The 13,740-nt window shown below is 42.8% G+C and carries 7 protein-coding genes and 1 tRNA gene; 3 read left to right on the top strand and 5 right to left on the bottom strand.

Annotated features, from left to right (window positions below; all coding sequences use genetic code 11):
- Window positions 1–218: hypothetical protein (locus tag M917_RS13370; RefSeq protein WP_040642818.1), on the top strand; the 218-nt coding region annotated here is incomplete at its 5' end.
- A gap of 142 nt (window positions 219–360) precedes the next feature.
- On the opposite strand, the gene M917_RS13365 is transcribed toward M917_RS13370, so the two are convergent.
- From M917_RS13365 to M917_RS13345, 5 genes are all read right to left on the bottom strand, one after another.
- Window positions 361–816, bottom strand: a complete 456-nt coding sequence (locus M917_RS13365; protein WP_021815415.1) for a hypothetical protein — start codon at window positions 814–816, stop codon at window positions 361–363.
- Window positions 817–1,135: 319 nt separating this feature from the next.
- Window positions 1,136–2,347 carry a tyrosine-type recombinase/integrase gene (locus M917_RS13360; protein WP_021815414.1) on the bottom strand — a complete coding sequence of 404 codons (1,212 nt, stop codon included), beginning with the start codon at window positions 2,345–2,347 and terminating at the stop codon, window positions 1,136–1,138.
- 174 nt (window positions 2,348–2,521) lie between these two features.
- Window positions 2,522–2,597 (bottom strand) — tRNA-Arg (locus tag M917_RS13355).
- Window positions 2,598–2,670: 73 nt separating this feature from the next.
- Window positions 2,671–3,468 (bottom strand): hypothetical protein, encoded by a 798-nt coding sequence (locus M917_RS13350; RefSeq protein ID WP_021815413.1) that lies wholly within the window; start codon window positions 3,466–3,468, stop codon window positions 2,671–2,673.
- A gap of 90 nt (window positions 3,469–3,558) precedes the next feature.
- The gene (locus M917_RS13345) at window positions 3,559–4,089 is read right to left on the bottom strand and encodes a hypothetical protein (protein WP_021815412.1); all 531 of its coding nucleotides are present in this window, start codon (window positions 4,087–4,089) and stop codon (window positions 3,559–3,561) included.
- A 515-nt stretch (window positions 4,090–4,604) separates the two neighbouring features.
- Between M917_RS13345 and M917_RS13340 the strand changes: the two genes are divergently transcribed.
- Window positions 4,605–9,140, top strand: a complete 4,536-nt coding sequence (locus M917_RS13340) for an exodeoxyribonuclease V subunit gamma (protein WP_021815411.1) — start codon at window positions 4,605–4,607, stop codon at window positions 9,138–9,140.
- Window positions 9,141–9,232: 92 nt separating this feature from the next.
- A complete protein-coding gene (locus M917_RS13335; RefSeq protein ID WP_021815410.1) occupies window positions 9,233–13,705 on the top strand; it encodes a UvrD-helicase domain-containing protein in 4,473 nt (1,490 codons plus the stop codon).
- The last annotated feature ends 35 nt before the right edge of the window (window positions 13,706–13,740 follow it).

Below are 13,740 nucleotides of genomic sequence, written 5' to 3'. Positions count from 1 at the left end.
TATATAGTGGATTTCACAAAGCTTATCCTGAAGGCGATGAACGTAAAAAAATCAATTTGGCCTTTAAGAACTTGTTTGAGGTGATTAAAAGCGAGAAAATCTTTGAGAACGCCACTGCCGATCAAGTCATGATGGATGCTATTTTTGGTGCACCTAGTATTTTCTTTGATGATGAGCAATTAGAGCTTAATAAATTGTTTTCTGATAATTACATGTAAAAAGCGAGTAGGTGTGGGGCGGTCCAGCTATATTAGAGTAGCTCAAAGGATATCGAAAAAAATAATTATTATGATTATAATCCTCTAATAAAACCCACCTTTATGAGGTGGACTTTATTAGAATGCTTTGTCAGTATTGTGCTTATTCTATAAAGAAAATGTAGTCAACGTTTTTATCATTTTTTCCAGAGCCTTCGACTACAACAACTTTAAAATATTTTATTTTGTTTTTAAGAGAATTTTTGAGGAGATAATCAAAATGTCTAAATGCGTCATCTGCAATGCTACCTAGATAATAATTCTCATCTTCATCCTGACTTCCTGCAGACTCTGCATCACGCATACTCCAGTAAGCGTCTTCGATATCCTGATCATCAATTCTTTCTATAACATATTCGCTTAGCTCCCAACACTCAAGCCGTGACAGGTCCAAACCCGAATCTGTCGCTGACTTTTCAAAAATGTTAGGGGATCCGTCATCATATGCTAAATCAGGGTCCGTAAGACCATAAAACCTATCAAAATCTTTATTTATAATCTCTTTGAGAATCTCAAGAATTTCTTCGGTAAAACCATTGCTCTTAGCAAATTCGTTCATTATATTCCCTCTAAAAGTTGTTTACTTTGTTATTAAATACGCATAGTAATATTTTTTGCCTTAGTAAACATATGAAAGCAATTTCTCAGTTTTACAAAAGTTTTTTACTATGAATAACATACCTTAGACTATAATGAATTTACAGACAGTCGACAATGATAATTTTCAACTATCACGCTAATCATCTGACATTGCCACATTGTAATGCTTTTTGAGCTTACACATATGATGATATTTGACCACATGTTGTTGGAAGTCCTGAACAATCTTTGTCTGAGGTAGTAGGGTAGGAGTTCAATTTTAGGCTCAGCAATAGTTATTAATCATTAGTTGCTTTCAACTCATCTAAATAATCAGCCCATGCCTGCATCATGTCACGCCTTTCGTCCAAAAAAACCGTTCTATTATAGGCGCGACCGTGCATATCACGCACGTTATGGCCAAGTTGCATTTCTACTAAGCTTTCAGGGTATTTGAGTTTTTCTACAATCAAAGTTCTGGCTGTCGCTCGAAAACCGTGTATAGTTTGCTTAGTACCGTCATAACCAAGGCGTTTTAAAGCTTGGTTCATTGTATTTTCTGACATAGGTTGCACAGTCGTATGCACAGCAGGGAATAGATATTTACTGCGAGTATGTAAAGACAGCTCGCGTATCAGATCAATCGCTTGTCTTGGTAGTGGCACAATAAGAGATAAGCCCGTCCTACGTTGCGTTTTTCGAGGCGTAAACGTCCAAGTACCCTCGTCTAAACAAAAGTCATTCCATAGAGCATAACGCAGCTCACCAGCCCTCACAAACAGCATAGGTATTAGCTTGATAGCAGTCCTAACCTCAAACGATCCTTGGTAGTCATCGATAGCATTTAGCAGTACACCCAACTCTTTTGGATCGATAGTAGTAGGGTGGTGTTTTGTCACTGGAACCTGTAACGCGCCTATCAAGTCTTGGGTGATATCGCGCTCACATCTAGCGGTTTGCACGCCATACCTAAATACCTGACCAGCCATAGTGCGCATCTTAATTGCTGTTTCTAAGTAACCTTGCGCTTCAGCACTGCGGCAAGCGTCGAGCACATCAATAGGTTTGATATCTCTGATAGGTATATCACCAATAAACTTGTTTAATCGCCTTAACTGCCTGTGGTTATTGGCTGTCGTTGACTTGGCTATGTGTGTTTTTCGGCTCATATACTCTTCTGCTATCGCTGAAAAAGTATTATTTGACTGCAATAATTGCTCGCGCTCATCCTCTATTCTTTGTTGCTGAGGATCAATACCTTCTGCTAATAACGCGCGTATCTCTTTACGTTGTTCGCGTGCTTGTGCCAGTGATACGTCAGGATAAAGTCCAAGCGTCATAGTTGCATGCTTCTTAGTAACCGGCCTTACATAATTCATTCGCCAAGATTTAGCTCCCATTGCAGTGACATATAAATACATGCCGCCACCGTCTGCAAGCTTATAAGCCTTGTCTTGCATCTTTGCCTGCTTAACCTGTGTGTCGGTTAAAGCTTTGATGGTTTTAGCCATAATAAAGGTATCCTGTTTAGGGGTATCGATCGATACCCTGTAGAATACCCTTAAAATAGTGATATGAAAAGGTATCATAAGTTATATCAAGTTATGATACGATATATTAAAACAACAGAAAACCCCACAGCGTAAGGCTTATGGGGTTATTTGATAGATTAAGATAGTGTTTGATGGTGCGCCCACCAAGACTCGAACTCGGATCGATCGCTTAGGAGGCAACTGCTCTATCCTGTTGAGCTATAGGCGCATTATGGAGTGACATTGTAGAAAAAACCCGCTATAAAAGCAATCAGCAAAATCTAAATAAAAACAATTTACGCTCAATCACCGTTGCTAAGGGCGTCAGCAACATCTACAGAAGTATCACCTGATACTTGTTTTGCTTGTGATGTGGGATTAAACAAGTCGTTTACGCTGTTTTTATAACCCTCGATATTATCGTAATCGTATTTTTTTAATACATCTTGGCCTACGCTTGAAACCAAAAAATTGCGGAAATTAATCGCCGCCGTATTGTTTGTCAAAATTACGCCTTCAAGCGCTTGCTCATCTTTTAATGCATAGCTAAAAGAGTTCAATGTGCGCGTCTCTGTACTATTGGTTTTAGCGTTATTGGCTTCGTTGTCTATAGTGTTGGCATCAGCGTTACTGGTATCTGCTTTATTTTGAGCAAATTCTTTTTGAGAATTTTTTAGTTCTGCTTGTAATGGCGCAAGACGTTCTGTCGTTAGAGTGTCATTAGCGACAATCATGTCTGTGCCCACCCCAACGTTTGAGTGCTCACTCTTGCTAGCAGTGTTATTTGGCAAGGTTAAAAGCTTATTAGCAGGGACGTAGTTGGCCATTACTTGTACATTAGGATAGCGAGACTCAAAGCTGACGATGATTTCGTCTAATGGCGCTTGTAAGTTTTCTTCTATTTGCACATATAAGACACTTTTGGAGACGGTCTTTTCGGCATCGCCCTCGGTTATGGTTGTGGGCTCGTTTTGGTTTGCCATGATAGGCAGCGGATCTATATTTTTACGATTGTGAATCCATAACCAGGTGAAGACAGCAATAAAGAGTATCAGCAGCAGTAAAATCAGCCCAGCCAGTAGCAGCTTGTAGTCTCTCATATATTACCGCTCTTCTATTAGTTCGTTTATTTTAAAATTTAAATAAGGTGAGGTATGCGACGCCGCCTTTAGGGTAAAGCGGCGTTTGGTTCAAAGCTGTTGATGCAGCACTTCATCCACCAAATCCGCCAGCATTTGTGCAAAGATATCTGTTTTTGCAGACGCCGTCATTGGCTGCTCACTACTTTTTTGACCCGCATTGTCGTTAGCATTGGGTGCGTCAGGTTGATAGTTTGAAGGGGAAGTGGGCAGATTGTCAATGGCTTTCGCGGAGGCGGTCGCTTGATGCGCTGCCAGTGGGGATTGACCTGTCGTAAGTTTGTCTTTAAGCCATTTAAAACCATGTGTTTCCCACCATGCCTCAAAGCGTGGTAATGGACTGCCACGTAAGGCAACAGGGAAATTTAACGTTCGTAATTTTTGTGCTAATACAGGGTCTTTAATGGTTTGGCGACTACTAAGGTAAAGCGCACTGCTCTCACCAGTATAGAGCCGCCTGTTCTGCCATGATCTATCATCAATTTTCATACGCGGCAATTGCCATAATTCACCGCGATAGTAAACAACATATAAACGTTGTTTGGGACAAACGAAAATGGCATCAATGGGGCGCAAAGGCATAGGATTTAGTCATCTCGTTGGCAAAAAAGTGAGGTGCTAACGATAAAGGGTAAGCGTTGATTTATCAAAAACACCCACCTCATCCTCTCTTTTTTTAATATGGGTAGCATCACAATGTAATCATGGTGGCGATATAATTATAGCAATCATGGCACAAAGCGACACTGACTGTCGCAAGGTATTATAATACTGGCGTCTCTACTAGTAAACGTTCACTTTCAATGGCACACTGATAACCAGCGCGCCTTGTCAGCGTTATCAATTTTTTATATCGATTGAATTGAGGACACGCCCTATACTGTTCTTTAAAGTTGTCATTATATTAGCAGAAATGTAGCCCAGTGACGACTGCCAAACATGTATTGGTGAGTGTCGTAAGCGGCTTGGTTTTTACGTTTATCAAGGCCATCAAGCACAGGTTCTTTTGACTGAGCAACTGATTTTATCTAGCGCGTGCTTATCAGACTTCCTATGCTGTTACTTCAATTTCTATTACCTTAATCAGATTATCCGCTATGTTTACCATTATTCAGTCGCACCGTACCGAAAAACTCGTTGATCAATTGCTTGTGCAATATCAGTCAAAGAATCAATCTGTGTTCGAGCCTTTTATTGTCATTGTACCTTCAATGGTATTGGGTGACTGGTTGGACAAGACGATTGCCAGTCGTGCTGGCATCAGTACGTTGGTGCGTACCAAATTTTGGGGTCAGTATCAGTGGACGCTGATGCAGGACGTGCTAAGCCGTCACAATGCCTATTTGTTAGAGCACAACCCTGAGATAGCCGTTTTAAATGTGCCTGAAGTTGCCGTATTATCACCAACAGTGATGCAGTGGCGACTGTTTGGATATCTGACTTATTATCAAGAGTTGATTGTCAAAAATGAGGCACATCCAGTACATCCACTACTGGCCTCTTTGATTGATGAGCCACAAGAAGGGGTGAAGCAAGAGGCTCTAAAACTAGACGCAGCACAACAAGATAAGCCGCAACAAGATGCGCGCATTTGGCAGCTGGCAAGTGATTTGGCCCGAGTGTTTAACCGCTACTTAACTCACCGTGAGGATTGGCTGGCATTATGGTCACATAACAAGCCGCTTAATGTAGATGAGTTAATAGCAGACAAAGACGCGTTGTCTCTGCGCTTTGATAAGTATGCGCGCGGTACGCCTGAGTGGTTGGTTGAACATTATGTAGAACTGGAAGCTTCGCAGCGATTCTTGTGGTCGCATTTGTTTGCCGATGTTCATCAGCACCGTGTGAGCATTGAGGACAACTTTTGGTCAGCTTTGAAGCACAATAAGGCAAATGAGCGTGATCAATTGCCCAAGGTATTGCGCATCTTTACCATTCAGCAATTGCCTCAGACCGAGCTTGACTTTTTACAGCGCTTATCGCAATACATGGATATTACCTTATTACATTACAATCCCTCAAAGCTGTTTTGGGCAGATATTGTCGATAAGTCGTGGTTACAGCGTCAACAGATCATCAATCCTGAAAGCGTGTTTTTACGTGATTATGGTCACAGTTTGCTGTCACGTTTGGGAAAACAATCTCGCGATACCTTTGCCATGCTTGCCAATCTATCAGGTAATGAGCAGTACCAAGAGGCGCTTGTAGAGTGGCAAGACAATTTTGATGATGGGTTTGGTGATGAGGCAGGTCAAGGTGTTGCTCATGATGCCTACGATATTGATGACAATACTTATCAGCAGACGCAAAATAGCCCAAGCTTGTTGCGACGTTTGCAAAACGATGTGTTGATGCTGGATGAGCAATCGACACAACAGGCGACAGCGGCAAAAGTGTCAGAGGCGGTCAGTCAGCAAATAGAATTGGGCTTTGAGCAAGAAGCGTCAGATACGCCTTGGTACGACGATGAGGTATTAGAAAATAAACGCTTTGAAAAGGATCGTTTTTGGGCCATATCATCGCAAGACAATAGCCTAAGCATTCATTCGTGTCACAATTTACAGCGTCAGCTTGAAGTACTGCGTATCATGATTGGACGCTGGCTCAACGAACCCATTAAAGCCAATGAAAAAAAACGCCATATATCCGACATTGTGGTTTTGTTACCTGATGTTGAGCGTCACCACGCGCTCATTGGCTCTATTTTTGTCAATGGTAAAGGTCAGGATGGTTTGACCCTACCTGCAAAAGTAACGGGTGTTGTCGATACTGATATTCGTCAGCTATGGGAAGCGATTATCGGGTTTTACAAATTGTTGGGTAGTCATAGCGCTCGTTTTGAAGCAGCTGAGGTTTTAGATTGGCTGATGTTACCTCCTTTGTTTGAAAGCTTTGGTCTGACTCATGAGCAAATGAGCCGTGGTTGCGATTTGTTGGTAGAGGCGGGCTTTATCCGCGGTTTTGATGAGCGACACCTTAAGCAAACCTTAGACGCTAATGACTACGACTATCGCTTTAGTTTTGCCCAAGCATTAGACAGATTGGCCTTAGGATTAGTGATGCCAGAGGCCAGTTTGAGTGATTGTTTATATCCTTTGCATGAGGATGACTGGGCGAGTACGGCTTTGCCTGAGATGAGTTTGCCATTGCCACAAGTGAGCCTAAATGATGCAATGGTTGTTGAAGCGCTTAGCCGTATCTATGTAGGTTTGGTTGAACGACGTGACGATCATACCCAACGAATGAAAGCGGAAGATTGGCTCGATCAGATTGAGACGCAAGTGATCCATCGCTATTTTGGCGATGTCGATCAAACTCGTACGATGCGCGCCATATATAATGCTATGAATGGCTTTAAATCAAGTTTGCGAGCCAATCGTCATTATAGACAGTACTCTAGCGGTGATAGCGCCAATAAGGAAGTTGAGCAAAGGCTGGCAGGCGTTGAGCAATTGCCATTAAAACTGAGCTTTATGCTAGATAGTATCGAAGACGAGCTAGAAAGTCAGCAAGTCAGTGCTGAGCCAACGGGCGTGATTACGTTTGGTCGATTTGGGGCGCTTAGGAACGTGCCTTTTGAATTAGTGGTGATGCTTAATATGGATCTCTCGGAGTTTCCTGCGCGTGACCGTGATAACCGATATGATTTGATAAAAGCCACCAATGCTCGTCGCGGTGATAGAGTCAGTGAAGATGATGACAATGGTGCATTTTTGGATGCGCTGCTATGCGCACGTAGCGCGTGCTGGATATTTTATAATGGTCAAAGCCTGACGGATATGCATGAGCACTTGCCAGCCAATCCTGTCAGTGAGTTGCTACAATTCTTACAAGGTGAGGTACAGTGGCAAGTGAATTCGCTTGAAACCTTGCCTGAAAATATCGATCCAACGACTGAGAGCCTCAAACGCTATTTACCTAAGCTGATCAAACAGTGGTTGGTGACGGAACATCCAGCACTGCCTTTTCATCGCAGTCTGTTTGAGACAGAAGTTGAAGATGACACATTTGAGCAGGAAAAACAGACCAACCTATCCAATCTCAGTGTTAATGAGAGTCAGTCCACTGCTGATGCTCAGAATAATAACGCCATCACGGTATCTGATGAGCTAGATACTTTATTAAATAAGGCCATGCGTAAAACCAAATTGGCACAGAAAAAACAATTTCCCCCCGCGCCGTTATGGCAAGCCGTGTTTGATACCTTAAGCGGTAAGATAGCTAGCAAGTACACGCAATTGGTTGGCTTACCTAATAAAGCGCAATACGAAGCAATCGCTACGATGCTTGGTCAAGGCTTGGGTCAATTGGGGGAAATAGATGAGCAAACTTTGTCTGTATTGGCTGATATGTTAGCACTAGAGGGTGCTCTTGATGTCAATAACACGACTAAAGCGGCTGTCCCAACTGTGTTTGATTCCTTATTTGATATTGGGGAGATAGACATTGAAGGGGGATTAGTCTATCAAGTACGTCACCCTGCCAAAGCATTTTTACGTACTCAGAAGGTGCATGTGGTACAAGGCGAAGCAGCGATGGCGCACCAAGAGCCATTGTTTTTGGATAACCTGACGACTTATCAGATTAAAGAACATTTGATTCAGTCATTAGTTGCCGATGCAACCGAGCCAAGTAATGGCAATACGGCCATTGAAAATACCAACGCCACTATGATGTATCAAAAAATGATACCGGCAGGGGTGGCTCGCCAAACCAGCATACCCAACCAAAAGCAAAAACTACAACAGCAATGTGCCGAATTTAGAGAGCAATTGATTGCTAATGGCTTCGATGGTTTCGACATAGGTAGTGGCTATAGAGAGAGATCAGTTAGCAATGGCTTGCAACTGCTTACCCCAACGATAGAAAAACCTATCGAAGTCAGAGATGTGGCAACGGTTTTGAACGCGAGCCATCATCAAGCAGACAGCGACTCAGATCGTCAGGCAAAAACAGAAGCATGGCGTAAATTGCTGCCTGCCTCTATTAAAATAAAAGGCTTAGTACCGATATCAGTATCGCTAAACACGGATAATCAGTCAAACCTGTCTTATGCTGAGCAATCACCCAAGCAATGGTTGAATATCTTACCGAACTCTGCCAGCCCCAGACATTTACTCAAGTTTTGGTTGTCACATTTATATTGGCAAGTGGCCAGACGTACCACTAATGAACAAGTGGCATTGAGTGATGGGGTCAGTATTTGGCGCTTTAATAAAGCCAGCTCGCAAGTGGATAATTATAAAAATGCGATGACATTTAAGCTAAGCCCCATTGTGTATGAAGATGCGGTCATTGAGCTGATTAAGTGGGCGATTTTTGGCAACCTGTCAGGTCAAGTGCCGATTACGCTACTGCCTGAGTATGCACTCAGTTACCTTGGTAAGTGCGCAAAAGCTGAAGAAAATGAGAGTACAACTGAGCGTTATTGGCCAAAACGAGCAGATTTTTCTGATTGGCTAAGACCCAGTTATTATTCAGACGCGGTATACGATACTTGCTCACAGCATGTCATTTGGCAATACGTATTGCGTGATCAAGATGCCTTTCAAGCTTTATCAGGGGCATTAACCACCTTGGCGCAACCATTGTATCAGCCGATGTTTGCTGCATTAAGCGGTTTAGATAATTAGCTAGAACGGCTAACGCCCAGTTTATTTCGCTTAGTTTCTTTTGGCCTCATAGATTTTGACCTTGTAGATAATAATGAAAAGTATCCACCTATATGACAGACTTTAGTGACACAACTGATATCTCTACACAGCCGCATTTATTTGATGAGTATTCAAGTGAATGTGATGATTTGACTGCGATGGCTGAGCCTAAAGCAGATGTGACACCAGCGGTGGCCGTTGAATTAACGGGTAAGCATCTTATCGAAGCCTCAGCAGGGACGGGCAAGACGTGGACGCTAACTGGTATTGTGCTGCGCTTGCTGATTGAAGCACGGCGAGCGCCAGAGCAAATCATTGCCACGACTTTTACGCGAGCAGCTGCAGCGGAGATGCGTCAGCGCATTCATGATCGTTTGGTAGAGTTCTATCAGCTTCTACAATGGATCAATAACCTGAGTGCGAATACCAACAATAAAAACAGCTTATATCCCAATATATTGCAGGTGATGCCTGACAGTAATGAGGATAGACCAGCAGGTAATGATTTAAGTATCGATTCAAACGCTCAGACAGACATTGATGCGTTCAATCAAGATCTTGACCATGACCAACAGGCGGCTAAGGAAAAGCGCGCACAGGTAAGAAAAGCGCGTGACGAGTGGTTAATACAGCAAGCCAAACATGTACGCTTAGATAAAATTATGCAAGATCCTGTGAATCTGCACTTGGTCGGTTATTTATTAGATCATGTGTATAGCTACCCAATGGCGGAGGCGCTTCGACGCACCGCACTAGTATTAACCACATTGGATAAGCTTTTTGTCGGTACGCTGGATAGCTTGGCACAAAAATGGTTGACCGAATACAGTAGCGAGACTGGTCACCAGCAAGGTATGGCGATCATTGAAGACAGCAGCATTGAGCAAGTGACCGACAGTATTATTCATGATGAGCTGCGCCAATTTCAAAGCCGCTTATATCATGAGCAGCCCAAACTGTACGCACTGATGGATCAGCAAGGCAATCTGACAGCAGTGAGCGATCATAAAAAGTTTGTTTCTCGTTCGCTCAATTTTATTTCTGCACCGATTGATGAGATAAGATTGGAAGAAGGTTTTGACTTTACTGCGTATGAAAAGCTTATTGCTGAATTTGCACAGTTAGATTTGGCAGATATTCAGCCCTATTTGAATCCTGATTACAGAAAGTCGCAAGGATTCAATGGACGTTCTAACTTAACTAAACAGTTTGATGCCCTCGTTGAGGTACATCAAAAGATAGCAAAATATCAGTTGGCATTTAATAGTTATTTAAATGAGAGCGAACGTAAGATTTTGACTTCATTACAGGATGCTAGATATCCAGATGAAGACGGCAAAATTAAAAACTTCAATAAGAATAAAGAGAAAGAGCATCAGACGCTTTTTGAATTGGAGACCATTAGCAAGTTAATGACGCTTTTAGACATGGTTGAAGGATTAAATCAGCATATTGTTCTGATATTAGCCAATCTTAACCGTCACATTGTGCTTGCCGTACGTGATAGATTGCCAGTGATTTTAGAGGAACGAGGGGAGACGACCTTTAGCTTACAAATGGTGCGTTTAAACCAAGCATTAACGGGACGACAAGGCCATAAGCTGGCACGTTATATTCGTCATCATTATCCAGTGGCATTGATTGATGAGTCGCAAGATATCAATGGTGAGCAAGCCATTATGATTGAAAGCATTTATTTGCCAAAAAATAAGCAAACACAAGAAGAAAAAGATAAACCGTCAGGATCTAGTAAAACCAATCGTGAGTTTTTGCTATTGGTGGGTGATCCAAAGCAGGCCATTTATGGGTTTCGTGGTGGCGATGTGTCCAACTATAACTATATGAAAGCTCAGTTTGACACCAGCAGTCGTTGGACGCTCGATACCAACCGCCGCTCAAATGCAGGCGTGATTCATGCGCTAAACTGCTGGTTTGGCATGCCAACGGCGACAACTGATAATAATAAATTATCGCAGCTGGGTAGCGGTATTTATTACCAGTATATCAAAGCAGAAAAGCTAGAATATGAATTGTCTTGGTTTAAGTATTTAGACATACAAGGCAATAACTTGGTGACAGAGGTACTCTCTGCTCAGCCAGTAAGCGTATTGCACTTGCCTAGTGGTAAAGACGTAGAGCTTGAGTACGATGAGCATGAAATCACCGCGCGTCATATTGCCACTTTGCTCAGCAGTGGTCAGACACTAAAAGGCAAAGCCATCCAGCCTAGCGATATTGGTGTGCTGGCACGTGCCAAAAAAGATTTAAAGCGAGTTGAAGATGAGTTGGTGAAACTGGGTGTGCCGACTTTGACCACCAGTGATGTCAGTATCTTGGAGACTATTATGGCAGAAGATATCGCAGCACTGCTTAGCGCCATGCTATATCCGTATCGCCATGACATGATTAATCGGGTATTGACCAGTCATCTCTATGGCCTTAGCATCAAAGACGTTAAAGCGATGATGACGGACCATGAGTCAGGTATTATCGAGGCCAGCAGTACAACACGCGCTCATTCAAAAAATGCGTCAACGATCGATAATAACAAAAGCTATCAGGACTTTATTACCTACCTAAAAGAAGGGGCGCAGCGATGGCAGCATTTTGGCATATTGTCGGCGTTACATTACTTACTTGACAAAAGCCCTTTGCAGCCACAAGGTGTTTGGCAATCTTTGGCGGCTCACACTGAAGGCGATCGGCATATCATGGATCTGCGCCATTTAATGGATGTATTGGCGCAGTATGGTACAGGCATGGGTGAGCACGAGTTGTTGGCTTGGTTTAGGCAGCACATAGATGCCGCGCCCAATAGTGATTGGGCCAAGCAGTATCCACTACCGACAGAGTCTGGCGTGCAGCTCATGACCATTCATAAGTCAAAAGGACTTGAGTTCCCCATTGTCTATGTATTGGGTATGGGTAATGCCAGTAGAAAATCTGGTAATAAAGAAAATTATGGCCTCTATTTATATAATGCCGCACAAGCCCCTTCTGCAATGGTGCAGCAATCACTACAAAATCAATTAACTGGCAATAAGCGCCGCTTCTCTCCATTACAAGGCTCTGCCACCACCGACGATTACTACACTGACATCGAGACAAATGAGGGGTTTGATGAGCTGCGTAGGCTTGGTTATGTGGCATTTACGCGCGCCAGTGAGCAACTCTATGTAGTACTGCAAGACCCGAAAAAAAATGTGAATCCTGGGTTAAAACCCGTGTTTTATTGGTTTGACTCGGTAGAAGCAACTTTTGAATTGCCTGATAGACTTAAGGGTACGATAGGCATGATCAGAGGACACAAAGTCAATGAGTTCTATAATGACAACTATGCGAACCATGCCAAATCAGCAGGCTTGAACGATGCGACTCCGCTTACTACGATCAAACCCATGACAGAGACTATTGAGTACGATGCTTTTTCAGAGGTCATGAAAACCAATTATTTTTATGGCTGGGCTAAGACCAGTTTTACTGCGCTGGCCCGTCAGTTGGACGAATCCACACAAGCGATGGTGATAGTGGATGAGCGTATTGATGACGCCATAGATATTGACATGAGAAACACATCCGCTTCGGATGAGCCATTATCCAATAGCAGTGAGTCTCCTAAAGACGTCAATGAACTAACTCTCAAGTTGGAAGATGATATCCGCTTTACCTTTGTTAAAGGCGCTAATGCTGGTACATTTTTGCACGAGATATTTGAAAAAATTGATTTTACCAATAAATCGCAGTGGTCTGGGGTGATTGATAGAGCGGTTAATAGCTATCAGTTGCCGCTGGTCTATAGCAGTGCCGAGCAGCAAAGCCGTCGATTACAAAGCAATAAGGACATAGCGGGCGTTCTGCTTGATCTTGATTCGATAGATACGACGAAACATGACGCATTAATTAATTGGATTGAAGAAGTGATAGATGCGCCGTTATTGGCATCCAATCAACCCTTACGTTCTCTTAGCGCCAGTCAGCGGTTTGCTGAATTAGAGTTCAATATGGGGTTGTCAGAGCGGTTTAAAGCACAGGATATCAATAAGCTGTTTCAACAATATCTGCCTAATGACATAGACAAACACGTCAACCTTGTTGCGCAGAATAAAACGCATTTGTATCGTTATTTGCGCGGCGAAATTGACTTAGTGTATGAGCATGCGGGCAGATATTACGTGGTCGATTACAAAAGTAATTTCTTAGGAAATAGCCTAAGCGATTACGATGAAAGTACACTAAAGCAGGCCATGTCCAAAGCAGGATATTGGTTACAAGCAGCCATTTACCAAGTAGCGTTGCATCGGTTTCTCTCCATGAGAATTCAGGATTACGCAGGCAACGAAGATAAGTATTTAGGCCCTGTAGAGTATGTGTTTTTACGTGGCGTATACGATCCATGTTCCCAAGCGATCAATAACACATCATCTAATACGAGGGAGCCTGATGGTAGCACAGCACATAATAACCGCTATGGACTGGTGACTTGGGATATCCCAATTGATTTTATTAAAGGGTTAGACACGTTATTTGGCTTGCCTGATTCGTAAGTGCTCAATACAAACTAGTCATCCAAAAAAGATCA

This window comes from Psychrobacter aquaticus CMS 56 (genome assembly GCF_000471625.1).
Classification (GTDB): Bacteria; Pseudomonadota; Gammaproteobacteria; order Pseudomonadales; family Moraxellaceae; genus Psychrobacter; species Psychrobacter aquaticus.
Note: the sequence above shows the minus strand (reverse complement) of the source record. Positions and strands in the feature narration are given on the sequence as shown.